Here is a 26,480-nt window from a genome sequence, read left to right on the forward strand (position 1 = left end):
TTGCTGAGGGTTACTGCGCTGGCAGAGTTGGGACTTCCGTACTCGGATCAGGAATTCCCGACAAGATCGTCACCGCCACGCGGCGGTTGCGCGCGCGGCCCAGTGGCGTGTCGTTATCGGCCACCGGCTGGTTGGAACTGAAACCCACGGCAGTCAACCGCGTCGGCGCCACGCCGGCATCGATAAACAGCCGCACCACACTGCTGGCGCGCACCGACGACAATTCCCAATTGGATGGATAGCGCGGATTGGCGATCGGCTGGTTGTCCGTATGCCCTTCCACCTGCACATCGTGGCCGTCGCTCTTGAGCAGATTGGCCACCGCGCGCAGCGCCTCCACCGATTCCGGCATCAGCCTGGCCTCGCCCGGATCGAACAGCACCGAGGCATTGATTTCGACGCTGACGCCGCGGCTGTTCTGCGTCACCCGCACCTTGCCTTCCTTGACCAGCGGCGCCATGGTCGACAGCAAATCCTGGGCCAGCCGCGTCATCTGCTCTTTTTCCTTGCGCAGCATCTCGGTGCGGCGCTTCAGGCCGGGATTGGGAATCGGCAGGTTCTGCACCTGCGTATTGACCGGCGTGGCCGAACCCTGGCCGCCGAAGGCATTGCCCAGCGCATCGGAAAACACCTTGTACTTACCGATATTGACCGCCGAAATCGCATACATCACGACAAAGAACGCGAACAGCAGCGTGATGAAGTCGGCATACGAAATCAGCCAGCGCTCATGGTTCTCCGGCTCGTCGTCGAACTTTTTGCGGGCGCGACGGTAATACATCTCAATGCTCCCGCAGCAGCGTGGCGATGCGTTCGTCAATCACCCGCGTGTGGTCGCCGGTGGCGATGTCGTAGAACACCGCCGCGGCAATCTCCTGCTGGTGCACTTCCTGCGTGACGATGGCCTTCAGCTTATTGGCGATCGGGTAGAAGAACAGGTTGGCCAGGCCGACGCCGTAAATGGTCGACACGAACGCGATCGCGATGCCGGAACCCAGCTTGCTGGGATCGGTCAAGTTTTCCATCACATGGATCAGGCCCAGCACCGCGCCCAGGATGCCAATGGTCGGCGAATAGCCGGCCGCCGATTCCCAGATGCGCACCGCCTGCCGTTCGGCCGTTTCATAGGCGGTGATTTCGGTGTCCAGCAGCTGGCGCAGTTTTTCCGGCGCGATGCCGTCGACGATCAAGCGCAAGCCCTTGACGTTGAACTGGTCCTTGGACGCCAGCATATAGCGCTCCAGCGACAGCAGGCCGTCGCGGCGCGCCGCCAGGTTCCAGGCGTTGATGTCGCGCGCCAGGGCGGCGCGGGTGTCCTTGGGCGGCGCAAACACCAGCCGCAGCATGCGCACGCCGCGAACAAAGGTCTTGAAACGGGTCTGCAACAGCACCGCGCCAAACGTGCCGACCACGACGATCGCAAACGCCGCGGGTTGCAACAAGGAAGTGAGCTTGCCGCCCTCCATGGTCTGGCCGGCCATGATGCCGGCCAGCGCCAGCAGCACGCCGGCTACGCTGGCCCAGTCCAAGACCGCTCCCGGAGTGAGGCGCGCAGACGCGCCACGGCCTGCGTATGCAATTGCGATACGCGCGATTCGGATACGCCCATCACGGCGCCAATTTCTTTCAAGTTGAGCTCCTCTTCGTAGTACAAGCCCATCAGCATCTTCTCGCGTTCCGGCAGCATATCGATGGCATCGATCACGGCCTGGCGGAAGTCGCCGTCCAGCAGGGAACGCAGCGGATCGGCGTCGTCATCGGCGGCATAGCGGTCGAGGAAGCTGTCGTTGCCGTCGTCGTCATGGAAATCTTCGTAATACACCAGCTGGTGACCGCCGCCGTCGCCCAGCATTTCCTGGTAGTCGGCCAGCGACAGCTTGAGCGACTTGGCGACTTCCGATTCGCTAGGCGGCCGCCCCAGGCGCTGCTGCAGCGTCGACATGGCGGCTTCGACCTTGCGCATATTCTGCCGCAGCGAGCGCGGCAGCCAGTCGCTGCTGCGCAGTTCGTCCAGCATGGCGCCGCGGATGCGCAGCACCGCATAGGTTTCAAATTGCGCGCCGTGGGTTTCTTCGTAACGGCTGATGGCGTCCAACAGGCCGATCATTCCGGCTTGCACCAGATCGTCGACTTCGACGCTGGGCGGCAGTTTCGCCTTCATGTGGTGGGCCAAGCGTTTCACCAACGGCATATGCTCCGTCAGTAAAGTATCCTTGTCCGCTTTCCCTTTTACCGTATACATTCGAATATTTATTATATTAATCAAGCGCGCAGTTGGTGATCCCCCCCCAGCGCGAAGCGGCCCGCCAATTGGCGAAACGCGACCGAGGCCCCTGCCAGCGGAAATGCATCGACCACCGCGCGCCCCAAGCGCGCCGCACGTTGCAGGTACTCATCCGCCGGTACCGATCCCATCGACACCAAGTTGACGGCCAGGTAACGGCTTGCCGCCTGTGCCATATTATCGTAAACCAACCGCGCTTCGTCTTCAGAGGCGCCGGTGACCAGAATGCCGAACGGCCGACGGCCCAGTTCCTGGTTCAGGCGCTTAATCATACTGTACGCAGCCTTGATCGAGGTAGCGCTATTCGAGACCTGCACCACAATCTCCGAGCTGGCCATGATCGGCACCGGGAAGGCTTCGCCGTCGAATTCGCCGTCGACCAGCACCATGCCGGTCTGTTTGGCCAGCACATCGAAGGCCTTGGCCAGGCGCCGGGTCTCGTCCGGACCGCCGCGCACCGCGCCGCGCGTCATCGACGCCACCGAGAAACCTTGCGGCACCGCGTGGATCACCTGGTTCAGCGCGCATTCCTGGCGCGCCACGTTCAGCAGGCTGTCGCCGCCGTCGACGCCGAGGCGCGAGGCGACGCCGTGGGCGCTGGCGCAGGCGTCGACGATCAGCACGTCATTGCCGGCGCGGGCCAGCGAGGCGCCCAGGTTGACCAGCATGGCGCCCTTGTCGTCCTGCGGCGCGGCCGACAAGAAGGTGACGATGCGGGGCTGGGCCCCGGCCAGCATGCGGCGCAGGCCCTCCGCCTGGTCGAAATTAAAATTAGCCAAGTTGCACCTCGCGCATGCTGCGGTTGTCTTGGGTTGCGTTGCTCATCAGCACAGGCAGCTCCGCATCCTGGTATTGGGTGTTGACGATGTCGCGCTTGAGCTTGAAGGCGCGGTCGATCAGGTAGGCCGGATCGGCCAGGTGCAGATCTTCCGGCACGCGCTGGCCGTTCGACACGTAGAACAGGTTGAGCTTGTGGCGGATCACCACGTCCAGCGCATTGCCGATCGCGGCCGCTTCGTCGAGCTTGGTCATGATGCAGCCGGCCAGGCCGCTGCCCTGATAGGCACGCACCACTTCGCTCAGGGTCTCCTGGGTCGCGGTGGCGTTCAGGCACAGCAGGCGCTTGACGTTGGTGTCGGCGCCTTGCAGCATCGACACCTGCTCGGTGACCATCTGGTCGCGCTGGCTGACGCCGACGGTGTCAATCAACACGGTATGCTTGTTCTTCAGTTCTTTCAAGGCGATGCGCAGGTCGGCTTCGTCCTTGACCGAGTGCACCATCACGCCGAGGATCTTGCCGTAGATGCGCAACTGTTCATGCGCGCCGATCCGGTAGGCGTCGGTGGTGATCAGGGCCAGCTTGTCCGGGCCGTGGCGCATCACGCAGCGCGCGGCCAGCTTGGCGGTGCTGGTGGTCTTGCCGACGCCGGTCGGACCGACCAGCGCGAACACCCCGCCCTGCTCGATCAGCGCGTCTTCGTTGGCCATGGTTTGCAGGTTGCGCGTGAGGACGGTTTTCATCCAGCGCAGGCTGTCGGCGGCATCGCGGCCGGCCGGCAATTTTTCTATCAGGTAGCGCGCCAGGCTGGCCGAGAAACCGGCCGCCAGCATTTCGCGCAGCACGGCGGTCTTCTGCGGTTCGCGCGCTTGCGTGGCGCCCCACGACAGTTCGGCCAACTGGGTTTCCATCATGCCGCGCATGGCGCGGATTTCGCTCATCATGCCGCTCATCTCGACGGCGGCCGATTCCTTGGCGCTGGCGACGGCGGCGGTGACCAGGGCGGCGATCTGGTGGGCGTCGATGGCTGGCGCGGCTTTCGGTTGCAGCGCTGGCGCCGGGGTCGGTGCTGGTGCAGGCGCGGCAGCGGCAACCTTGGTGGCCAGCGACGAATGCGAGGCCACCACGCGGCGTTGCGGCTGCACCGGCAGGCTGGCTGGACGGGTGTTGGCGACCGGCGGCGACATATGCGGCAATTCATCTTCGAAGCGCGGCTCGACGCGGCCGGCGGCGATCACCGGGGCGTCCAGGTCCAGCGACGGTGCGGGTTCCGCCATCGGCGAATGCGGCGCCGGCATGGCCAGAGAGGCGGCGTCGTCGTTTGCCAGGGCGAGGATTTCGACGATGCCGTCGGATTGACGGTTGGACAGGATCACGGCGTCAGGGCCGAGGGATTCGCGGACTTTGCGCAGCGCTTCGCGGGAAGTCGGTGCGGTAAATTTTTTAACGTTCATGACCGTCTCTCAAGGGAACCAGGTTGAGCCACGCGCCTTTAAAGCAAGACGCCTCGACTCCAATGCTTCCATTATTGACGATGCACTCTGGAAACGATCTGATGAACAGGAGCACAAATGGCCCGTATTTCAGTCGCGGAAAACCTGGTCTAGGGTACTGGCGTCAACGAAGTTCAGCCCCCATTTGGACAGTTGGTCAACCTCGGCGTTAGCCAGGCGCGCCACCATGTCAGGAGCGAGCGGGCCGAAGCGCTTGTTCAGTAGCGCCACCAGCAGCTCCGCCCCACCTTCCTTTCGACCTTCCTGTCGGCCTTCCTGCAGCCCCTTCTGTCGGCCTTCCTGTAACCCCTTCTGCATTCCCTTCTGCAACCCCTCCTCCAATCCTTTCTGCAACCCCTCCTGCAGGCCTTTGTTCATACCAATCTCCATCCCTATACGCTCATATGAGGTGACATAAGGCATAGCTCTTCTCCTTTCCAATTCCAGGATTCCATACCTAAGCCGCTTATCAAGCGACTTGGGCAGACGCATTAGCCAGTCGATCGTGCGGTGCAGATTAATGATACGCCGCTTGTCCCAGTCACGTTGATACAGTAGCTTGGCCAAACGCCACTTGGCGCGGCGGCGTTGATGAGGGCTGTGTTTGGTTTGCTGCGTCAACAGGTGGGCCGCAGTCACCAGCGCAAACGGATTGGCATCAGTCAAAAGCGCGTCCATGCAGCCGGCATAGTCCTGCAGCTTGACCACTGGAAAATTCAAGCGCAACTCGCAGCCCAATAGGGAATACGCGAACGATGCTGGCCTCCAGCGCGGCCCCGGATCGGCCAGCACCGCCATGCTGGCGACCGGCCTGCGATAGCGGTCATACACGCGGTAGTGATACGTGAAGATGCGTTCGGCAAAACCGACGTCGCGCCAGCCCTGCACTTCCAGGTGCACCAGCACCCACTGCTCGCCGCCGTGATGCAGATACACGCGCACCAGCTTGTCCAGCAGGCGCTTGCCCAGCTCGGCACCGGGCGACAGCGCAGACAACTCCTGATCGAGAAAATCATGCGGCCGCGACCAGTCGATCACGGCATGCGCCGAGGGGAAGTAGAAAGCCATGAATTCAGGGAAGTGATCGGTGATCACGTCCTTCCACGGCGTATCGTAATCGTCATTCATGCAGGCAGTCTAGGCTGCCTGCATGGGAACATGACGCGCTAGATCAAGCCGGCTGCTGGCCCACCAGCGCCGTCACGCGGATGGTTTTGCTTTCCGGGATTTCGGCATGCGACAGCACCTTCAGCTGCGGCAGCGAACGGCGCAGGAAGCGCGACAGCAAGGCCCGCAACGGCCCCGGCACCAGCAGCACCGGCGTCAGGCCCAGCGCCTCCTGCTGCTGCGTGGCGGCCGCCGCCTGCTGTGCAATGGTATCGGCCAGCCCCGGCTCGATGCCGGCGCCATCCGGACCACTGGCCGCCAGCGCCTGCATCAGCAAGCGTTCCAGGCGATTATCCAGCGTCATCACCGACAACTCGCCGGCGCCGGGGAACAGCTGCTGCACAATCGCCCGGCCCAGCGCAATGCGCACCAGCGCCGTCAGGTCGCCGGCATCCTGGGTATGCGCGCCATGCTCGGCCAGCGTCTCGATGATGGTGCGCATATCGCGGATATGCACGCCTTCCGTCAGCAGATTCTGCAGCACTTTCTGCAAGGTCGAGATCGACACCATCTTCGGCACCAGATCCTCCACCAGCTTCGGCGATTCCTTGGCCAGGTGATCCAGCAGCGACTGCACTTCGGAACGGCCCAGCAGCTCCGACGCATGCGTGGTAATCAGGTGATTCAAGTGCGTCGCCACCACCGTGCCGGCGTCCACCACGGTATAGCCCATGCCCTGCGCCTGGTCGCGCAGGCTGGCGTCGATCCACACCGCCGGCAGGCCGAAGGCCGGATCGGTGGTCACCATACCCTGCAAGGTGCCGCTCGCCATACCCGGATTAATCGCCAGGAACTGGCCATTGAACGCCTCGCCCGCGCCCACTTCCACGCCCTTCAGCGCGATGCGATAGGCCGACGGCTTAAGTTCCAGGTTATCGCGGATATGCACCGGCGGCGCCAGGAAACCCACCTCCTGCGCGAACTTCTTGCGGATGCCCTTGATGCGCTTGAGCAGCTCGCCGCCCTGGGTCTTGTCCACCAGCGGAATCAGGCGATAGCCCACTTCCAGCCCCAGTGTATCGACCGGCATGATGTCCTGCCAGGTCGCCTCTTCCTGCTCCGAGGTGGCCGCCGCAGCCGGCGCCGCCGCTTCCGCCGCAGCCGTCTCCGCCGCGACTTTCTGTACTTTTTTCTTCGACATCAGATAAGCCGAACCGGCCAGCGTGCTGGCCAGCATGATGAACACCAGGTTCGGCATGCCGGGAATCAGGCCCATGCCGCCGATGATGCCGGCCGTGATGTAAAGCACTTCCGGCTTGGCGAACAGCTCGCCCACCAGTTGCGTACCGATATCCTTGTCGCTGGCCACGCGCGACACCACGATACCGGCCGCCACCGAAATAATCAGCGAGGGAATCTGCGCCACCAGGCCGTCACCAATGGCCAGCAGCGTGTAGTTTTTCAGCGCGTCGGCAAACGGCATGTCGTGCTGAATCAGACCGACCAGCAGGCCGCCGATCACGTTAATCACCGTCACCATGATGCCGGCCACGGCGTCGCCGCGAACGTACTTCGATGCACCGTCCATGGCGCCGTAGAATTCGGCTTCCATCGATACTTCGCTGCGGCGCTTCTTGGCCTCCGCCTCGCCGATCAGGCCGGCGTTGAGGTCGGCGTCAATCGCCATCTGTTTACCTGGCATTGCGTCCAGGGCGAAGCGCGCCCCCACCTCGGCGATACGGCCCGCACCCTTGGTCACCACCACAAAGTTGATGATCGTCAGGATGATGAACACCACGATACCGACCGTGTAGTTCCCGCCGATCAGAAAGTGGCCGAAGGCCTCGATCACCTTACCGGCCGCATCGGCGCCGGTATGGCCTTCGGTCAGCACCACGCGGGTCGAGCCCACGTTCAGCGACAGCCGCAGCATGGTCGATACCAGCAGGATGGTCGGGAACGACATGAAGTCCAGCGGCTTCACCGTGTACAGCGAGGTCAGCAGCACAATCACCGACAGCGCGATATTAAAGCTGAAGAAGATATCCAGCACAAACGCCGGCAACGGCAGGATCATCATTGCCAGCAGCATGATGATCAGGACCGGCGCCGCCAGGCTGGACTTGTTCGGCGAGGACGCCAGGCCTTGCAGCCATGGGGGTAACTTCACGTTGCTGAGGGCGTTCATGCGGATGCTCCGTTATTCAAATCTGGGTTCTTGCCATGCTTCGGGATAAAAGCGGGGTTCAGCGGGTCCAGGGTGGCTGGCACGTCGAGCTGCTTCGGCTCTTCCGGACGGTTGCCACCGCCACGGCTGAACACGCGCAGCTGGAACACATACGCCAGCACCTCGGCCACGGCCGCGTATAGCTGCTCCGGAATTTCGTCGCCGATCTCGGTGTGCTTGTGCAGCGCCCGCGCCAGTGCCGGTGCTTCCAGGATCGCCACCTTGTTTTCCTTGCCGATTTCGCGGATCTTGGCGGCCACCTCGTCGATACCTTTGGCCACCACTTTCGGCGCGCCGCGCATGCCGTCGTTGTATTTCAGCGCCACCGCATAGTGGGTCGGATTGGTGACGATGACGTCGGCGGTCGGCACGTCGGCCATCATGCGGCGCTTGGCCATTTCGCGTTGCAGCTGGCGGATCTTGCCCTTGATCTGAGGATTACCGTCGGATTCCTTGGATTCCTGGATCAGCTCCTGGCGCGTCATCTTCAGCTTGTCGGCGTAGTGCCACATCTGGTACGGGCCGTCGATGGCGGCGATCAGGCCCAGCGCGCCGACGATGAACATAAAGCTGGACGCCAGCATGTTCAGCGTGTGGCCGATGCCCAGCTTGAGCGGTTCGACCGACAGGCCGATCACCGCATCCTTGTACTTCATCACCACCAGATAGGTGACGAAGCCGACCACCACCGTTTTCAGGATGGCCTTGAACAGCTCGACCAGCGAGTTCTTCGAGAACATATTGGTAATGCCGCTGATCGGATTGAGCTTGCCGAAATTCGGCGTGAAGACCTTGCTGCTGAACAGCCAGCCGCCCACCAGCAACGGCGAGGCCAGCGCCACCACCATCACCGCCACACCCAGCGGCAGGCAGGCGATAAGCACCTGCACCAAGTCCACGGCAATGCGGTGAATCAGCACGTCGCTGTCGAAAATCTGCTCCTGAGTCAGCTTGAGGCCTGACACCAGCACCGTCTCCAGCTGCCGGATCAAGCCGTCGCCGGTCATCCACAGGCCGGCACCGGCCGACATCAGCACGGTAAACGTCGCCACTTCCCGCGAACGGGGAACATCGCCTTCTTCGCGCGCCTGCTCGAGGCGCTTCGCTGACGCGGGTTCGGTCTTTTCGGCGTCGCTGTCTTCTGCCATGGATTCTGCCTGCTGCGTGGGTTAATTGTCGACAGTGCCATTATCGACGGCGGCAGGCGCGCGGCATCGGTGGAATACGGCGGTTTTTCACCGCCTACTCCACAATTCCATACGGAAACTCAGGCTGGTTAAGCGGTTTGCTTGACGGTTTGCTGGATGGCGCCGAACACGGATTTACCGTCGTCCAGCATTTCGATGCGGATGGTGTCGCCAAACGCCATGAACGGCGTGACCGGCGCGCCGCCGGCGATCATCTCCAGGCAGCGCTGCTCGGCGATGCAGGAATAGCCGCGCTTGGCGTCCTTGTTGGACACCGTGCCCGAGCCGATGATGGAGCCGGCCCGCACATTGCGCGACTTGGCCAGATGGGCAATCAGTTGCGGAAAATTGAACACCATATCGACGCCGGCATGCGGTTTGCCCACCAGTTTATCGTTCAAGGTCGACAATAGTGGGAGATGCACCTTGCCGTTTTTCCAGGCGTCGCCCAGCTCGTCCGGGGTCACCGCCACCGGCGAAAAGCTGGTGGCCGGCTTGGATTGCACGAAGCCGAAACCCTTGGCCAGCTCTTCCGGAATCAGGTTGCGCAGTGACACATCGTTGGCCAGCATCAGCAGGCGAATCCGCTGGTGGGCCTGGTCAGGCGTCGATCCCATGGCCACATCGTCGGTGATCACGCAGACTTCTGCTTCGAAATCGATGCCCCACTCTTCATGCGCCAATACGATGTCGTCGGTCGGGCCGAGCAGGTCGTCGCTGCCGCCCTGGTACATCAGCGGCTCCTCCCAGAACGAAGCCGGCAGCTCGGCGCCACGCGCCTTGCGCACCAGTTCGACGTGGTTGACGTAGGCCGAACCGTCGGCCCACTGGAATGCGCGCGGCAGCGGCGCCATACAGTTTTGTGGCTCGAAATCGAAGCTGCGACGGCCGTCACCGCGGTTCAGTTCACGGTAGATGGCATCGAGTTGCGGGGAGATGAAGGTCCAATCGTCCAGCGCCCGTTGCAGCGTGCGGGCCACGCCGTCGGCCAGCTGGGCGGTTTTCAGGTCGCGCGAGACCACCATCAACTGGCCGTCGCGGGTGCCGTCCTTCAGCGTCGCGAGTTTCATGCCGGCGTCAGCAAAGCCAATTGTTCAGGCGTCAGGTAGCACCAGTCGCCCTCCTCGATGCCCAGCGACACCAGCTCCAGGCCACCGATGGCGGAACGGTGCAGCGCCGAGCAATGGTTGCCGGCCGCAGCCAGCATGCGCTTGACCTGGTGGTATTTGCCCTGCTCCAGCACGATTTCCAGCTGGAATTCGCCGCGCTTGATGCAGGTCTGCGCCGCCAGCGGCGCCGGTTCGTCATGCAGCTGCACGCCGGCCAGCAGCTGGGCGATCAGTTCATCGGTGACCGGCTCAGCCGTGGTGGCCTGATAAATCTTCGGCACATGCCGCTTCGGCGACGATTGCGCATGGATAAACGCGCCATCGTCTGACATCAGCAGCATGCCGGTGGTGTCGTGGTCGAGCCGGCCGACCGGCTGCACGTCGCGCCAGGTCAGTTCCTCCGGCAGCAGGGTCAATACGCCCGGATGGTGGCTGGGCTTGCGCGAACATTCGTAGTTCTGCGGCTTGAACAGCGCGATATAGACGTGTTCGCGGTACACGACGTCTTCGTCGAACAGGTTGAATACCAACCCGTCGGTGTCGATGGTTTCTTTGTAATTGTCGTGCACCACGCCGTTGATGGTGACTTCGCCGTCCTCAATCAGGGAGCGGCAGTATTTGCGGGTGCCATAGCCCTGCGATTGCAGGATGCGGTCCAAGGATAATTTGCTCATGGCCGGGATTTTACAGGAGTCTGGATCATTGATGCATATCAAGCCCTGCTCGGATTCTATTGATAAACTGAAACTGCATTAGGAATTCCCCTACTGCGCTTCGGAATTTCAGCAGGACATCATATGACTTTTCCCGCCAACCCAGCGGCGCAAGCCCAGGCAGCCAGGCACCGGGCCGCGCTGCTGCTGGAACGCTGCCGTTATGAGCAGCCACTGCCCGCACCGACCGCTACCGCGCAAGCGCTGTGGCACCGCTATCAGCAAACCCTGTTCCTGGCCTGGCTGGATGCCGGCGGCTTTGCACAAAGCGAGCCACCAATAGAAAACAGCGGCATTGCGCCGCTGTTTTCAGCCCCACAAGGGGACTCGAAAGAGGAATCGAAATTCTCTCTGAGCCGCATCGACGATGCGGTGGAGTAGTTCCATCATTCAGTCTGAATCAAGAACGTGCTGACAACAAGCTAAACTGTTTATATCGGCCCCCCTTGGAAAGAACTACAACACCACTATAGTTCACCACCCCGGATATGCAAGTGAAAAAGAGACCGTATTGATAATGTTAATCGCCGCGCCAGTCATACCATGACGCAGGCTAATGCAGGCTCGGCCGCACGGTATCGACCGCCGACTTCATCGCGCCCGCGCCCATGGCCGCGCCGAATTTCTTCAGCACGCGTTCAGGCAGGCCTTCGTGCTGCGTGTAGTCGACGATGTCTTCGGCCTTGATGACGTCGCGCGCCACCGTATCGACGGTGCCGTAAGCATCGGCCAGGCCCATGTCGATCGACTTGGCGCCGGTCCAGAACAGGCCGGAGAACATCTCCGGCGTTTCCTTCAAGCGCTTGCCACGGCCGTTGCGCACCACCTGGATGAACTGTTCGTGGATTTCATTCAGCATCACTTGCGCGTGCTGCTTGTGTTTCTCGGTCAGCGGGCTGAACGGGTCCATGAAACCTTTGTTTTCGCCGGCGGTCAGCAGGCGGCGTTCGACGCCCAGCTTTTCCATCGCGCCGGTAAAGCCGAAGCCGTCCATCAGCACGCCGATCGAGCCGATGATGCTGGCCTTGTTGACGTAGATGCGATCGGCGCCGGCGGCGATGTAGTAGCAGCCGGAGGCGCAGATCTCGTCCACCACCACGTACAGCGGCTTGGCCGGATAGCCCTTGCGCAGACGCACCATCTCGTCGACGATCATGCCGGCTTGCACCGGGCTGCCGCCGGGGCTATTAATATGCAGCACCACCGCCACCGAGCCGGTGTCCGAAAACGCCTTGTTCAGCGCCGGAATCACCACTGCCGCCGAACCGCTGCCTTCGGATTCGATGGCGCCCTCGACTTCGATCAGCGCCGTGTGGCGGCCCAGCGTTTCGCTGTCCGAGCCGGTCCAGCTGAAGTCGAAGTAGGCGCTGAGCGCAAACACGATCACCAGCAAGGTCACGGCCTTGAAAAAAATACCCCAGCGGCGCGCAGCCTTCTGTTCCTTCAGCGTGGCGAACACCAGCTTTTCCAGCACCTCGCGCTCCCAGTTGGAGGCGCTGACGGCTGGCTTGGCCGGCTGCGGAGCAGGCGTCGGCGTCGGGGTGCTGCTCGGATCGATGTTGTCGCTCATGGATTGCTTGTCTTGGTTAATCAGGCGCGCACGGGGCGCACGTATTCATCCGGCTGCCAGTAAATCTGCTGGTCATGCTCGACCACGGCGATCGGCCGCAGCCGTCCACCACGGCACGGCCCGCCGGCGCACTGCCCGGTTTCCGGCACATACACCGCGCCGTGGGTCGAACACATGAGGTACAGCTTGCTGGATTCAAAGAACTCGCCTTCCGCCCAATCCAGTTCGATCGGCACATGGGCGCAACGGTTCAGGTAGGCGTAGGCGGTGCCGCCGTGACGCACCACGAAGCCGGTGGCGTCTTCGCCGCCAGCCGTCAGCGGAAAGCGCACGCCCTTGCCGCCATTCTCGATGGCGTCCGAGGCGCAGATCAGGATGTCATCCACGGTGTCACTCATCTAGGCATTCTCGCTCAACCAGCCATGCAGCTCGGCCACCGTCTTGGCCGAGAACATCGGCTTGCAGGCGGTCAATTGCTCGACTGGATGCGCGCCGTACTCGACCGCCACACCGGCCGCGCCGGCGTTATTGGCCATCAGCAAATCGTGCGACGTATCGCCGATCATCACGGTACGGCGCATATCCTGGCCCAACTCGCGCGTCAATTCCTGCAACATGGCCGGGTGCGGCTTGGAGAAGGTTTCGTCAGCGCAGCGCGTGGCGTCGAACAACGACAGCACCTTGACGTCGTTCATGGCGCGGTTCAGACCGACCCGGCTCTTGCCGGTGGCCACGGCCAGGAAATAGCCGTGGTGCGACAAATCCTCCAGCATGTCGTGCACGCCGGGGAACAGACTGATTTCGTGGTCGCGCGACAAAAAGTGGTAACGATAGCGCTCCACCATGCGCGGGTAGTAGGTCGGATCGATGTCCGGCAATACCGCTTGCATGGCTTCGTGCAGGCCGAGGCCGATCACGTGCGCCGCCATTTCGTCGCGCGGCACCGGCAGCGCCAGGTCGCGCGCCGCCGCCTGGATGCATTTCACGATGGTGGAGGTGGAATCCATCAAGGTGCCATCCCAATCGAAGACGATCAGATCAAATTGCTTTCTTGCCATTGTGTTTGCGATTAATTAAGAGGTTTGCCCAAGCTTACCAAGAATCGCTCACATTCGGCGGCCAATGGCGCATTGAGCGTCATGTTTTTGCCAGATTCGGGATGGGTAAACGTAATTTGATGCGCATGCAGGAACATGCGCTTCAGCGCGCCGCGTTTGTCCGTAGCTTTCAGCAACGCCTTGTTCAGCGCGAAATCGCCGTATTTGTCGTCACCGAGGATGGGAAACTCCGACGAAGACAGATGAACGCGAATCTGGTGGGTACGGCCGGTTTTCAGTTCGGCTTCCAGCAAGGCGAAACCGTCGAATTTCTTCAGCAGCGAAAAAATCGTGTGCGACGCCATGCCGCCTTCGTGCGACACGGTCACGCGGCGTTCGCCATCCGCCGTCGTGTATTTATGCAATGGCAACTTGATATGCTGGCGGGCGTTTTTCCAGTCGCCTGCCACCATGGTCAGGTAGCGCTTGTCGGTCAGGCCGTCGCGCATTTGCTCGTGCAGGTTGGTCAGCGCCGAGCGTTTCTTTGCAAGCAACAACAGGCCCGAGGTTTCACGGTCCAGGCGGTGCACCAGTTCCAGGAACTTGGCGTCCGGCCGCGAGGCGCGCAACTGCTCGATGACGCCGAACGAGACGCCGGAACCGCCATGCACGGCCACGCCGGCCGGCTTGTCGATCACCAGCAGGTGGCTATCCTCGAAAATAATATCGAATTCGGCCGCCGGCACGTGGTTATCCGGCTTCTCTGCCAAACGGATGGGGGGATCCGCACAACATCCCCTTGTACCAGACGGTACAGTTGGTCGATACGCCCCTTGTTAACGCGTACTTCGCCCGAGCGCAGGATACGATAGACGTGACTTTTCGGCACGCCTTTGCAGATACGCAACAGGTAGTTATCGATCCGTTGACCGGCTTCTTCTTCAGTGATGGTGACGAATTGGGCTTGCAGCGGGGCGGACGTTGAAGCGGGAACAACATCTTTTTGCATCTTCATTTGCTCTGTCTTCCCAGAAATCTCTCTAAGTCCTTCATTTTGAATATATAATTGTTTCGCTGCGGTTCAACCTGCGGCAAGTGTAAGAATAAAAGCACATTTTACACAGGGGCGTCTCCACTGGCCTCGCCAAATTGCAAATTCAGAGGAAAAAATGTATACGCACCATCCCTGACGGAATCAAGGTTGCACCGTCGTTGTAATCGGAGGGCGGCAGGGGTGGCGAAGAAGATTGATTGGTTAGTAAGGATAAAAGTCCGGTCAGCCAGCTCACGCGGGCTGGCCGGTTTGATGAGTAGTTGATAACGCTTGCCGTTTTCGCCAGACCCCATGCTTTACTGCAAGCTCGACGGAAGGCTGGAAACCAGCCTGGTTACCGAAGTTGCATTATTTGTAGTAGCAAGCATGGTCGAGATCTGGTCATTTAGACGCTGCTCTCCGTCTGTTCTTTTCTGCCGTCCGTTGGGGCCGCATGGAGAACTACAGATGAAGCGAGCACTCGGCATGTCGATCAGCCTCATGCGCCCAGTTGCGGCCGTTTCGTGCAGCCGCACAGGATGGGCATAACCCACCGCAATCACTCCTATTCTCGCGTATATCCCTGTAGCTTGCTGGACCGGACTAAGAAACCGGACAGCATAGATGGCCCGAGGGTCGCGGAGTTAATAAAAATGAAACGCATGTTATTTAACGCTACGCAGCAAGAAGAGCTGCGCGTAGCGATTGTCGACGGTCAGAAGCTGATCGATATCGACATCGAAACCGCCGGACGCGAACAGCGCAAGTCCAACATCTACAAAGGCGTGATCACCCGTATCGAACCGTCGCTGGAAGCGTGCTTCGTCAGCTACGGCGAAGACCGCCACGGTTTCCTGCCCTTCAAGGAAGTCGCCCGCACCTACTTCAAGGAAGGCGTCGATGTCCGTAACGCCTCGATCAAGGATGCGCTGCGCGAAGGCCAGGAAATCATGGTTCAGGTCGAAAAAGAAGAACGCGGCAACAAGGGCGCCGCCCTGACCTCGTTCGTCTCGCTGGCCGGCCGCTACCTGGTGCTGATGCCGAACAACCCGCGTGGTGGTGGCGTATCGCGCCGCGTCGAAGGGGAAGAGCGTCAGGAACTGCGCGAAACCATGGACAAGCTGGACCTGCCGCCAGGCATGTCGGTGATTGCCCGCACCGCCGGCATCGGCCGCAACGTCGATGAACTGCAGTGGGACTTGAACTACCTGATGCAACTGTGGCGCGCCATCGAAGGCGCTGGCAAATCGGCCTCGGGCGCGTTCCTGATCTACCAGGAATCGTCGCTGGTGATCCGCGCCATCCGCGACTACTTCCAGCCGGACATCGGCGAGATCCTGATCGACACCGACGAGATCTACGAGCAAGCCCATCAGTTCATGAGCCACGTGATGCCCGACATGGTGCACCGTGTAAAACGCTACAGCGACGACGTGCCGCTGTTCTCGCGTTTCCAGATTGAACACCAGATCGAAACCGCCTACAGCCGCACCGTGCCGCTGCCATCGGGCGGCGCCATCGTCATCGACCACACCGAAGCCCTGGTCTCGGTCGACGTCAACTCGGCCCGCGCCACCCGCGGTTCCGACATCGAAACCACCGCCTTCCACACCAACTGCGAAGCTGCTGAAGAAGTGGCCCGCCAGCTGCGCCTGCGCGACTTGGGCGGCCTGATCGTGATCGACTTCATCGACATGGAAGTGGCCAAGAACCAGCGCGAAGTGGAACAGCGCCTGAAAGATGCGCTGCACCACGACCGTGCCCGCGTCCAGATGGGCAAGATTTCCCGCTTCGGCCTGATGGAACTGTCGCGCCAGCGCCTGCGTCCGTCGCTGTCGGAAGGTTCGCACGTTGCCTGCCCACGCTGCTCGGGCACCGGCCACATCCGCGATACCGAATCGTCGGCGCTGCAAGTCCTGCGCATCATCCAAGAAGAAGCGATGAAGGAAAACTCGGCCACCATCCACGTGCAAGTGCCCGTGGACGTCGCCGCTTTCCTGCTGAACGAAAAACGCAGCGAAGTGCTGAAGATCGAGACGCGTCACCGCATCAACGTCATCCTGGTGCCGAACAAGCACCTGGAAACCCCGCACTACAAGCTGGAGCGCATCAAGCACGACGATCCGCGCCTGGAAGACAGCGCCGCCAGCTACTCGCTGGCCGAGACCGCCGAAACCGACATGGCCTACAGCAAGCGCCAGAAGGAAGAAGCCAAGCCGCGCCAGGAAGCCATGGTCAAGACCATCACTCCTGATCAACCGGCGCCGCTGGTCGAGCGCAAGCCGACCGAAACCGTGATCAAGCCAGCACCGGCGCCAGCGCCGACGCCGGCCCCGCAAGGTTTCTTCGCCAAGCTGATCAGCTTCTTCACCGGCGCGCCAGCCGCTCCGGCCCTGCCGCAGCAGCCGACCATCGTGGTCAAGGCGCCAGCCGGCGCCGACCGTGGCGACCGCAACGCCCGTGGCCCACGCGGCCGCAACCGCAACGGCAAAACCGGCCGTCCTGAGCGTGAAGAGAAAGAACCAGGCGCAGCCCGCGCCGGCGCCGGCCAGGAAGAAGGCAAGGCAGCCGACGCCAACGGCCGTCCACCACGTCAGCCACGTCCACCCCGCGAACCGCGTGAAGGCCGCGAGCCACGTGAAGCGGGCGCCGAAGGCCAGGGCCGTGAACGCGCTGAGCGTGCAGAACGTCCGGAACGCGCAGAACGTCCTGAGCGCGCCGAGCGTGCGGAACGTGGCGAGCGTCCACCACGCCAGCCACGCGAACCGCGCGGCGACAAGGCGCCAGTAGAAGCCAAAGTGGAAGAACTGGCACTGAACGCCGGTGTTCCAGCGACCGGTCCAGTGGCCGACGCCGCCAGCATCCTGAAAACCGCACCGAACGCCGGTCCGGAAGGCGATGAAAACGACGTCGCAGGCGAAGGCGATGAGCCACGCCGTCGTCGTCGTCGTGGCGGCCGTAACCGTAACCGTCGTGAGCGCGAAGGCGCTGAAGGCGTGGATGGCGTAGAAGGTCAGGAAGGCGAAGCGGGCGAACAGGCAGAACTGAGCTTCACGCCAGTCGCGGAAACCGCCGCTGTGGCCGTCACCGCTGTCGCCGTGACGGAAGTCGTCACCGAGGCTGTGGCTGTTGCCGCTCCGGCGGTTGAAGCTGCCCCAGTTGTTGACGCTGCCCCAGTTGTTGACGCTGCCCCAGTCGTGGAAGCTGCACCTGCCGCGCCAGTAGCAGAAGCCGCTCCGGTAGTGGTCGAGGCGCCAGCCCCGGCACCAGTCGAAGCCGCGCCAGTCGCCGTTGTGGCGGAAGCAATTGTTCCGCCAGCACCGGTAGTTGAAGTGGCAGCCGAAACCATCGCCGCACCGGCCGTGGTAGAAGAAGCCGCGCCAGTCGCCGTCGCCGCGCCAGTGATGGAAGCAGCACCGGCCCCAGCGCCTGTAGCAGAAGCGCCAGTCGCCGCACCAGTGGTGCTCGAAGCAACGCCAGTAGCAGTAGAAGTTGCACCGGTGGTTGCAGAACCAGTGGCCGCACCAGCGCCAGCACCGGTCGTTGCCGCGCCTGCTCCTGCTCCAGCACCAGCCCCTGCGCCAGCCCCATCGGCGACAATCGACCTGCAAGCAGTGCTCGGCTCCGCCGGCCTGACGCTGGCAGCCACCGATCCGGCAAAACTGCGTGCAGCACAGGAAGCTGCTGCGCAAGTCGCGCCGCCGGTCCGCGTGCCGCGTGAACGCAAGCCAGTACAGCAGCAAGTTGACGAGCCATTGATCCAGGTCGATACTCGCCGCTAATCTGCTCCGGTAAAGAAAAAAACGGGAAGCTTCGGCTTCCCTTTTTTCTTGGCAACCTGCTTCTCACCTCTGGGTAGTACGTCAACTGGCCGCTCGTGGTATCGTACCCGGTTGGTACGTACGAGGGTGCGCGCCGTTTTTCAAAAACAGCAAGATTGCATGACCCATGGCAGAAAAAATCATCATGATGACCGAGCAGCGCGGCGATACGCCGGTCATCCCCACCACGCTGGAAGCGCCTACCGGTCTGCTGAGCGATCGCCTGGCGCGGCCGCTGCATGACCTGCGCATCTCGGTCACCGACCGCTGCAACTTCCGCTGCGTGTACTGCATGCCGAAGGCGGTGTTCGACAATAACTACCAATACCTGCCGCATACCTCGCTGCTGTCGTTTGAAGAGATCACCCGCATCGCGCGCCTGTTCGTCGCACACGGCGTGGAAAAGCTGCGCCTGACCGGCGGCGAGCCACTGCTGCGCAAGAACGTCGAACGCCTGATCGGCATGCTGGCCGAACTGAAAACCGTCAGCGGCAAGCCGCTCGACCTGACGCTGACCACCAATGCCTCTCTGCTGGCGCGCAAGGCGCAGTCGCTCAAGGACGCCGGCCTGCAACGCGTGACGGTGTCGCTCGATGCGCTCGACAACGACACCTTCCGCCGCATGAACGATGTCGATTTTTCGGTGGACGATGTGCTGAAGGGGATCGACGTCGCGCACCAGGTCGGCCTCGGCCCAATCAAGATCAACATGGTGGTCAAGGGCGGCATGAACGACCAGGAGATCGTGCCAATGGCGCGCCATTTCCGTGGTTCGCCCTACATCCTGCGCTTTATCGAATACATGGACGTCGGCGCTTCCAACGGCTGGAAGATGGATGAGGTAGTCCCGTCGGCGGAAGTGGTGCGCCGCATCAGCGCCGCCATGCCGCTGGAGCCCATCGCCGCCAACTACACCGGAGAGACGGCGTCGCGCTGGCGTTATACCGACGGCGGCGGTGAAATCGGCGTGATTTCCAGCGTCTCCCAGGCTTTTTGCGCCGACTGCTCTCGCGCGCGACTGTCAACTGAGGGTAAACTGTACACCTGTCTGTTCGCCACCAGCGGCCACGATCTGCGCGCGCTGCTGCGCGAAGGCCGCAGCGATGCCGAAATCAGCACCGCGCTGGCGCATCTGTGGCGCGCGCGCGGCGACCGCTATTCGGAGCTGCGCACCAGTCAGACCGAGGAGCTGAAGCGCGAGCGCAGCGCCAATAAAGTGGAAATGTCATATATCGGGGGATAGTTTGTCTTTGAAGAGCAAGGTCACGGGACTGGTACTGGCGGGCGGTCGCGGCACACGCATGGGCCGTGTGGACAAGGGCTTGCAGCCGTTTCGCGAATCGACGCTGGTAGCGCATGTGCTGGCGCGTCTGTCGCCGCAAGTGGCGTCGGTGGCGATCAACGCCAACCGTAATTTGCCGCAGTATCAGGTGGTGGCTGGCGCATCGCCGGTGCTGCCGGACTTCCTCGAAGGGTTTGCCGGGCCGCTGGCGGGCTTGCAGATTGGCTTGCAGTTCTGCCCGACCGAGTTGCTGCTGACGACGCCGTGCGATTCGCCGTTCTTCCCGCTCGATTTGGCCGAGCGCCTGCACGCGGCGATGGCGGTCCAGGATGCCGACCTGGCGATGGCGGTGACCATGGAGCGCGACCCTGAGCAGCCGGACGCCGCGCCGTACCGCCAGCCACACCCCGTCTTCAGCTTGATCAAGGCCAGCGTGCTGCCGCAGCTGGACGCGTATCTGGAAACCGGCGGGCGCCGCATGGAAGGCTTCTTCAAATCCCTGCGCGTGGCCGAAGTGCTGTTCGACGACAGCGCCGCCTTCGGCAACATCAACACCCTCGAAGACCTGCACCGCGCCGAACGCGCCACGCCAGCCGTGCAGACGGCCGCCACACCGGCGCCGAGTGCCGACGCCGCGTCCGGCCTGGCGCCAGCGCCGTCCGCCGACCCCGCCGCCGGTTTCGAGCCGGCTGCGACCAGCGCGCCCGCCGCCCGCCCGGCAGACAACGATCCGGCCGCGCTGCCGGTCGATGAAGCGCAGCGCCTGATCTGCGACCGCATCACCGCCGTCGAGGCCACCGAAACCCTCCCTCTGCTCAACGCCTTGGACCGCGTGCTCGCCGTCGACATCATCTCGCCGATCAACGTCCCCGCCTACGACAACTCGGCCATGGACGGCTACGCCCTGCGCGGCGCCGACCTGCCCGCCGACGGCGCCGCCGCGGTCACCTTCAAGAACATCGGCATCGCCTACGCCGGCCACCCGTTCACGCAAGCGCCGCAGCAAAACGAATGCATCCGCATCATGACCGGCGCCGCCATCCCGCCCGGCTGCGACAGCGTGCTGCCGCAAGAACTGACCGCCGCGATTGACGGCGAAAACGTCACCATCGCCGCCAACGTCATCCGCGCCGGCGCAAACCTGCGCCGCGCCGGCGAAGACCTGCCACAAGGCGGCATCGCCATCGCCGCCGGCAAACTGCTGCGTCCTGCGGACCTCGGCCTGATCGCCTCACTCGGCATCCCCAACGTGACAGTGCGCCGCAAACTGCGCGTCGCCTTCTTCTCCACCGGCGACGAACTGCGCTCCATCGGCGAACAACTGGAAGCCGGCTGCGTCTACGACAGCAACCGCTACACCCTGTTCGGCATGCTGCAACGGCTCGGCTGCGACATCATCGACATGGGCGTGGTGCGCGACGACCCGCAAGCACTGGAAGCCGCGCTGCGCCAGGCCGCCAAAACCACCGACGCCATCATCACCTCCGGCGGCGTCTCCGAAGGCGCGGCCGACTACACGCGCGACATCATGGCGCTGCTGGGCGACGTCGCTTTCTGGAAGCTGGCCATGCGTCCCGGCCGTCCGCTCGCTTTCGGCAAAGTCCAAACGGAGCAAGACAGCGCCTGGCTGTTTGGCCTGCCCGGCAACCCGGTGGCCGTCATGGTCTCGTTCTACCTGTTCGCCCGCCCCGCCCTGCTGCGCATGATGGGCGCCGACAGCAAACTGCAGACCATGCAGGCGCACGCGGCGGAGAACATTCGCAAGCGTCCCGGCCGCACCGAATACCAGCGCGGCATCGTCAGCACCGCCGCCGACGGCACGCCGCAAGTGCGCCTGACCGGCGCCCAGGGTTCCGGCATCCTCAGCTCCATGACCGAAGCAAACTGCATCGTCGTGCTGCACCACGCGCAGGCCAACGTCGCCGCCGGCCAACTGGTCGACGTGCTGCTGTTCGACGGCCTGACCTGAAGCGACATGCCGCCGCGCCTTCAGGTCCGCCAACTACAATCGCCACTGGCCGGCCCCTACTCATTCGAGCTGGCGGCCGGCCAGTGCATCACCATCTCCGGCCCGTCAGGCTCGGGCAAAAGCCTGCTGTTGCGGATGCTGTGCGACCTCGATCCCAACACCGGCGAAATTCTGCTGGACGGCGCGCCGCGCTCCAGCATCAATCCGCCCGCGTGGCGCGCGCAGGTGCTGTACCAGCCGGCCGAGCCGGCATGGTGGCTGCCTACTGCCGGCGCGCACTTCCGGCCAGGCCAGATTCCGCGCATGCAGGAGCTGCTGCCGCAACTGAACCTGTCGCCGCAACTGCTGGAACATGAAGTGAGCCGCCTCTCCACCGGCGAACGCCAGCGCATGGCACTGATCCGCTCACTGGCCTGCAATCCCAAGGTGCTCTTGCTGGACGAACCCACCGCCGCGCTGGACCCGGAATCCGTGGCCGCCACCGAAGCGCTGCTGCATCAGGAAGTGGCCAACGGCCTGTCGCTAATCCTGGTCACCCACTCCGAAGCGCAGGCGCAAACATTGGGCCACCGCCACATGACCCTGCGCGACCGCCAGCTGCACATGCATGGCGGGGCCACGCCATGAACGCCATCCAGCCCGGCGCCATCGATCTCGCCATCGCCTCCTCGCTGGTGGTGCTCAACGCCGGCATCTCCGCCTATCTCGGCTTGCGCATGCAGCGCATGATGCTATGGTCCGCCGTGCGCATGGTGGTGCAACTGCTGCTGGTAGGCCTGGTGCTGCGCTGGGTGTTCGCGCTGGCGTCGCCCGCCGCCACGCTGGCGGTAGCGCTGCTGATGATTGTCGCCGCCGCGCGCGAGGTGGTGGCGCGGCCGGCGCACAGCGTGCGCGGCTGGCCCGGCGTAGGGCTGGCCACGGCCAGCGTCGGCCTGTCCAGCATCGCCACCGTCGTGCTGGCGCTGCTGACGGTGCTGCACCCGACACCGTGGTACGAGCCGCAGTACGCGGTGCCGCTGATCGGCATCGTGCTGGGCAACGTGCTGAACTCCGCCAGCCTGGGACTGGACACCTTCTACGGCGGTGTGGTCAACTCGCGCGCCGCCATCGAAGGGCAGCTGGTGCTGGGCGCCACCCGCAACGAAGCACTGGCGCCGCTGATCCGCGACTCGGTGCGCAAAGGCCTGATCCCGATCATCAACCAGATGTCGGCGGCCGGTATCATCACGCTGCCTGGCATCATGACCGGCCAGATCCTCGCCGGCATGGACCCGATGGACGCGGTGCGCTACCAGATCCTGCTGATGTTTTTGCTGGCCGGCGGCAGCGGCATTTCCGTCACGCTGGCGGTCTACCTGGCCGCGCGCAGCGTCACGGACGAGCGTCACCGCCTGCGGCTGGAGCGACTGACGAGCCGCTGAGCGCCACCACCAGCATGCCGCACGCCAGCGCCGCAAATGCCCACTGCAAGCCAACGGCGTGCGCCACGAAGCCGATCACGCCGGGACCGGCCAGGATGCCCGCATAGCCGATTGTAGAAATCGCGCTCACGGCCAGGCTGGCCGGCATATCGCGCTGGCTACCCGCCGCCGTGAACAGCACCGGCACGATGTTGGACGCGCCACAGCCGATCAGCACAAAGCCCGGCAGCGCCAGCCAAGCCGATGGCGCCAGCACCACCAGCAAGAAGCCCAGCGCCGACGCCAGACCGCCCAGCAGCATGATGCGGCGGCCGCCCCAGCGCTGCACAATGCGGTCGCCGTTCAAACGGCCGATGGTCATCGCCACCGCAAACGCCGCATAACCCAGGCCGCCCTGCGCGCCGCTCATGCCGCCATTGGTCAGCAGCACCGCGCTCCAGTCGAGCACCGCGCCTTCGGCCAGGAACACGAACATGCACAACACGCCGATCAGCACCACCGCGCCGCGCGGCACCACCAGCAGCGGCGCATCGCGTTCCGCTGCCGGCGCTTCACGCAGCAGGTTCGGACCCGCCGCCAGGAGCACCAACGCTACCGCAATCGTCATCGCCACCGAGGCGCTGACGATGTCCATGCCCAGCCACAGCATGGCGCTCATGCTACCCGCACCGACGATGCCACCCACACTGAACAGGCCATGGAAGCCGGACATCAGCGCGCCGCCGTAATCCTTCTCGACGATCACCGCCTGCACGTTCATCGACACATCCAGCGTGCCGATGGTGGCGCCGAACAGGAACAAAGCCAGCGCCAGCAAGGGCGCGCTCGGCGCGATGGCCAAAAAAGGGAACACCGCGCAGCAGCCCAGACCAGACAACAGGATCACGCGGCGACAGCCGAAGCGTGCAGCCAGGATGCCGGTCACCGGCATCGCCAGCAGGGAACCGATGCCTAAGCAAAGCAGCAGCAGGCCGAGTTGCGCGGCCTCGACGCCTGTGCGCGCCTGCGCATACGGCACCAGCGGCGCCCACGAGGACATGGCCATGCCGGCCGCCAGGAACGCCAGGCGCGTCGAAACGCGCTGCTTTAAACCAGTTGTTTTCATTGTATTCAGGCGTCCGCGCGCAGCAGGTTGGCGCCGGCGGCGGCATACGCCGCAACCAGTTCCGCGCCCGCTTCCGCTTCGACGATCAGGTGAGTGAGTTGAGAGAGAGGCAGCACGCGGTAGGACGCCACGGCGCCCAGCTTGGCGCCGGTGGCGACGACGGCGGTGGCTTTGCTTTGCGCGGCCAGGCGGCGCTTGAATTCCGCTTCTTCGTAATCGACCGCAGTGACGCCGGCATCAACATCCACCCCGCAGGCGCCGATGAAGTACAGGTCGGGATGAATCAGTTCCACCTCGCGCAGCGCGGTCGCGCCGACGCTGCCGCCCAGGCTTTGCTTGATGCGGCCACCGATCATGATCAGATCGATATGCGGCTTATCCAGCAGCCGCGCGGCGATTGATGGCGCGTTGGTCAGCACCGTCAGCGGCACCGCCGGCAGCGCGTCGGCGATGGCCAGGTTGCTGGAGCCGGCGTCGAGGAAGATGGTGGCGCCCTGCTGCACCAGCGTAACTGCGGCAACCGCCAGCCGCGATTTGTCGGACTGCTGGCGCGTCATGCGCTGCGTCAGCGTGCCGCCTTCCGGCGCGGCCGGCATGCGCACCGCGCCGCCGTAGACCTTCTGGCACAAGCCGGTAGCCGCCAAGTCGCGCAGGTCGCGGCGGATCGTGTCTTCGGTAACGTTGAGCTCACGCGCCAGCACGGCGGCCAGCACGCGGCCTTCGGTTTCGAGTTGCTTAAGTATTAACGCATGCCGCTCGGGCAGCAGTAGGTTGTCTGTTTTCATGCGCACATTGTACACAAATACGCACAAACACGCATAACTAAGGATTCATGATGCCAGGCAGGAACAAACGTGCATCCATCATTTTCAGCTGCGGGCTGATCGCTGGCTGAAAGTCCATGTGCGCCAGGATGTCGCGCTCCACGTTGATATCCGGCGCGATCTCGATCAGCTCCAGCCCGGACTCGCCATCCCGCAGCACCAGCCGGAACACGCAGCGCTCCGTTACGAACAACGCTTCCTGCCCGCGCTGCGCCGCATAACTGCCGCTGTAAGTGCGGTGTTCGACTTCATGGACAAACTTGCGCGTGGCGCCGCCGGCGGCGGTGAAGGTACCGACAAACACCACCTTGCGCGCGTTCTGGCTGATGTTGATAAACCCGCCCGCGCCAGCCAGCTTGCTGCCGAATTTGCTGACGTTCAGATTACCCTGCCGGTCCGCCTGCGCCAGCCCGAGGATGGCCACATCGAGCCCGCCGCCGTCGTAAAAGTCAAACTGGTAGGGCTGGTCGATGACCGCGTCGGCGTTGATCGCGGCGCCAAAATTCAGGCCCGACGCCGGCATGCCGCCGATCACGCCCGCTTCCGCCGTCAGCGTCACCAGTTCCAGCATCTGCTCTTCCGCCGCCACCACCGCCACGCCCTCCGGCATGCCGATGCCGAGGTTGACCACGTCGCCCGGCCGCAGCTCCATCAGCGCGCGGCGCGCGATCACCTTGCGGTCCGACAGCGGCATCTCGCCCAGCGCCGACAAGGCCACACGCTCTTCGCTGGCGAAGGCCGCGTTGTAGGCCTCGGCAAACGTCTGCATGTGATAGGCCGGCTGCTCCGCCACCACCACGTAGTCCACCATGATGCCGGGGATTTTCACCTGACGTGGATTGAGCGTGCCGCGCTGCGCGATGCGCTCCACCTGCACGATGACGATGCCGCCCGAGTTATGCGCCGCCATGGCAATGGCCAAGGCCTCCAGCGTCAGCGCCTCGCGCTCCATCGTCACGTTGCCGTTGGCGTCGGCCGTGGTGCCGCGTATCAGTACCACTTGGATCGGATGGGTTTTGTAGAACAGGTATTCCTTGCCGCCTAGCGTGGTCAGCTCGACCAGGTCTTCGGTGGTGCGGTCGTTGATCTTGCCGCCGCCATGACGCGGATCGACAAACGTGCCTAGGCCAACGTGCGTCAGCAATCCCGGCTTGCCGGCGGCGGTATCGCGAAACAGCTGGCTGATGACCCCTTGCGGCAGGTTGTACGCTTCCACCTTGCCGCTGATGGCCAGCTGTTGCAGCTTGGGCACCAGGCTCCAGTGGCCGCCGATAATGCGCCGCACCAGCCCTTCGTGGCCGAGGTGATTCAGGCCACGGTCCTTGCCGTCGCCCTGCCCGGCCGCATAGACCAGCGTCAGGTCGCGCGGCGTGGCGGTGGTCAGGAAGCGCTGCTCCAGCGCCACTGCCAGGTTTTCGGCAAAACCAACGCCGACAAAGCCGCCGGTGGCGATAGTGTCGCCGTCGCGTATCAGGCCCACGGCGTGCGCCGCGCTCACCACCTTGCCGTCCATGCCGCGC

The 26,480-nt window shown here is 63.4% G+C and carries 21 protein-coding genes and 2 pseudogenes; 6 read left to right on the top strand and 17 right to left on the bottom strand.

Annotation, left to right across the window (positions count from 1 at the left end):
* Positions 1-10 precede the first annotated feature (10 nt).
* From motD to HH213_RS04410, 10 genes are all read right to left on the bottom strand, one after another.
* A complete protein-coding gene (motD, locus tag HH213_RS04365; RefSeq protein WP_169111000.1) occupies positions 11-781 on the bottom strand; it encodes a flagellar motor protein MotD in 771 nt (256 codons plus the stop codon).
* Between the two features lies 1 nt (position 782).
* Complete coding sequence (locus tag HH213_RS04370) at positions 783-1,529, bottom strand: flagellar motor protein (RefSeq protein WP_169111002.1); 747 nt, start codon at positions 1,527-1,529, stop codon at positions 783-785.
* Positions 1,511-2,242, bottom strand: coding sequence for an RNA polymerase sigma factor FliA (locus HH213_RS04375; RefSeq protein ID WP_110844746.1), 732 nt, complete (start codon positions 2,240-2,242; stop codon positions 1,511-1,513). The genes HH213_RS04370 and HH213_RS04375 overlap by 19 nt, the downstream gene beginning before the upstream one ends.
* A gap of 20 nt (positions 2,243-2,262) precedes the next feature.
* The gene (locus HH213_RS04380; RefSeq protein ID WP_110844747.1) at positions 2,263-3,063 is read right to left on the bottom strand and encodes a MinD/ParA family ATP-binding protein; all 801 of its coding nucleotides are present in this window, start codon (positions 3,061-3,063) and stop codon (positions 2,263-2,265) included.
* Complete coding sequence (gene flhF, locus HH213_RS04385; RefSeq protein ID WP_169111004.1) at positions 3,056-4,516, bottom strand: flagellar biosynthesis GTPase FlhF; 1,461 nt, start codon at positions 4,514-4,516, stop codon at positions 3,056-3,058. The genes HH213_RS04380 and flhF overlap by 8 nt, the downstream gene beginning before the upstream one ends.
* Positions 4,517-4,645: 129 nt before the next feature.
* Positions 4,646-5,683, bottom strand: a complete 1,038-nt coding sequence (locus tag HH213_RS04390; protein WP_169111006.1) for a DUF4351 domain-containing protein — start codon at positions 5,681-5,683, stop codon at positions 4,646-4,648.
* Between the two features lie 43 nt (positions 5,684-5,726).
* Complete coding sequence (flhA, locus tag HH213_RS04395; RefSeq protein WP_110844750.1) at positions 5,727-7,850, bottom strand: flagellar biosynthesis protein FlhA; 2,124 nt, start codon at positions 7,848-7,850, stop codon at positions 5,727-5,729.
* A complete protein-coding gene (gene flhB / locus HH213_RS04400) occupies positions 7,847-9,037 on the bottom strand; it encodes a flagellar biosynthesis protein FlhB (protein WP_169111008.1) in 1,191 nt (396 codons plus the stop codon). The genes flhA and flhB overlap by 4 nt, the downstream gene beginning before the upstream one ends.
* Positions 9,038-9,165: 128 nt before the next feature.
* Positions 9,166-10,146 carry a fumarylacetoacetate hydrolase family protein gene (locus HH213_RS04405; protein WP_169111010.1) on the bottom strand — a complete coding sequence of 327 codons (981 nt, stop codon included), beginning with the start codon at positions 10,144-10,146 and terminating at the stop codon, positions 9,166-9,168.
* Positions 10,143-10,859: a pseudouridine synthase gene (locus HH213_RS04410; protein WP_169111012.1), complete on the bottom strand. Its 717-nt coding sequence runs from the start codon at positions 10,857-10,859 to the stop codon at positions 10,143-10,145. Before HH213_RS04410 ends, HH213_RS04405 begins: the two co-directional genes overlap by 4 nt.
* A 123-nt stretch (positions 10,860-10,982) precedes the next feature.
* On the opposite strand from HH213_RS04410, the gene HH213_RS04415 reads away from it, so the two are divergent.
* Positions 10,983-11,279: a hypothetical protein gene (locus HH213_RS04415; protein ID WP_174864390.1), complete on the top strand. Its 297-nt coding sequence runs from the start codon at positions 10,983-10,985 to the stop codon at positions 11,277-11,279.
* A gap of 172 nt (positions 11,280-11,451) precedes the next feature.
* Here HH213_RS04415 and HH213_RS04420 read toward each other — a convergent pair whose 3' ends face one another.
* The 4 genes and pseudogenes from HH213_RS04420 to HH213_RS04435 form a co-directional block, all read right to left on the bottom strand.
* Complete coding sequence (locus HH213_RS04420) at positions 11,452-12,468, bottom strand: S49 family peptidase (protein ID WP_110844754.1); 1,017 nt, start codon at positions 12,466-12,468, stop codon at positions 11,452-11,454.
* 20 nt (positions 12,469-12,488) lie between these two features.
* Positions 12,489-12,866, bottom strand: a complete 378-nt coding sequence (locus HH213_RS04425; RefSeq protein ID WP_110844755.1) for a Rieske (2Fe-2S) protein — start codon at positions 12,864-12,866, stop codon at positions 12,489-12,491.
* Positions 12,867-13,526, bottom strand: coding sequence for an HAD-IIIA family hydrolase (locus HH213_RS04430; RefSeq protein WP_110844756.1), 660 nt, complete (start codon positions 13,524-13,526; stop codon positions 12,867-12,869).
* A gap of 11 nt (positions 13,527-13,537) precedes the next feature.
* Positions 13,538-14,520: pseudogene (locus HH213_RS04435) on the bottom strand (RluA family pseudouridine synthase).
* A gap of 671 nt (positions 14,521-15,191) precedes the next feature.
* Here HH213_RS04435 and HH213_RS04440 point away from each other — a divergent pair.
* The 5 genes from HH213_RS04440 to HH213_RS04460 all read left to right on the top strand — a co-directional run bounded on the left by HH213_RS04440 (position 15,192) and on the right by HH213_RS04460 (position 23,031).
* Entirely contained in the window at positions 15,192-18,320 is a 3,129-nt protein-coding gene (locus tag HH213_RS04440; protein WP_169111014.1) for an Rne/Rng family ribonuclease, read from the top strand.
* 166 nt (positions 18,321-18,486) lie between these two features.
* On the top strand, positions 18,487-19,602 hold the full coding sequence (gene moaA, locus HH213_RS04445) for a GTP 3',8-cyclase MoaA (protein WP_169111016.1): 1,116 nt from the start codon (positions 18,487-18,489) through the stop codon (positions 19,600-19,602).
* A 7-nt stretch (positions 19,603-19,609) separates the two neighbouring features.
* Positions 19,610-21,610, top strand: coding sequence for a molybdopterin molybdotransferase MoeA (gene moeA / locus HH213_RS04450; RefSeq protein WP_308494526.1), 2,001 nt, complete (start codon positions 19,610-19,612; stop codon positions 21,608-21,610).
* Positions 21,611-21,616: 6 nt separating this feature from the next.
* Positions 21,617-22,237 (top strand): ABC transporter ATP-binding protein, encoded by a 621-nt coding sequence (locus HH213_RS04455; RefSeq protein WP_169111020.1) that lies wholly within the window; start codon positions 21,617-21,619, stop codon positions 22,235-22,237.
* Positions 22,234-23,031, top strand: a complete 798-nt coding sequence (locus HH213_RS04460) for an ABC transporter permease (RefSeq protein WP_169111022.1) — start codon at positions 22,234-22,236, stop codon at positions 23,029-23,031. The genes HH213_RS04455 and HH213_RS04460 overlap by 4 nt, the downstream gene beginning before the upstream one ends.
* On the opposite strand, the gene HH213_RS04465 is transcribed toward HH213_RS04460, so the two are convergent.
* The 3 genes and pseudogenes from HH213_RS04465 to HH213_RS04475 all read right to left on the bottom strand — a co-directional run.
* Positions 22,982-24,136 (bottom strand): MFS transporter, encoded by a 1,155-nt coding sequence (locus tag HH213_RS04465; RefSeq protein ID WP_110844767.1) that lies wholly within the window; start codon positions 24,134-24,136, stop codon positions 22,982-22,984. The genes HH213_RS04460 and HH213_RS04465 overlap by 50 nt on opposite strands.
* Before the next feature lie 5 nt (positions 24,137-24,141).
* Positions 24,142-24,921: a DeoR/GlpR family DNA-binding transcription regulator gene (locus HH213_RS04470; RefSeq protein ID WP_169111024.1), complete on the bottom strand. Its 780-nt coding sequence runs from the start codon at positions 24,919-24,921 to the stop codon at positions 24,142-24,144.
* A 52-nt stretch (positions 24,922-24,973) separates the two neighbouring features.
* A pseudogene (locus tag HH213_RS04475) lies at positions 24,974-26,473 on the bottom strand (acyl CoA:acetate/3-ketoacid CoA transferase); the annotation flags it as partial.
* Positions 26,474-26,480: the final 7 nt, after the last annotated feature.

The organism is Duganella dendranthematis, assembly GCF_012849375.1.
Classification (GTDB): domain Bacteria; phylum Pseudomonadota; class Gammaproteobacteria; order Burkholderiales; family Burkholderiaceae_D; genus Rugamonas; species Rugamonas dendranthematis.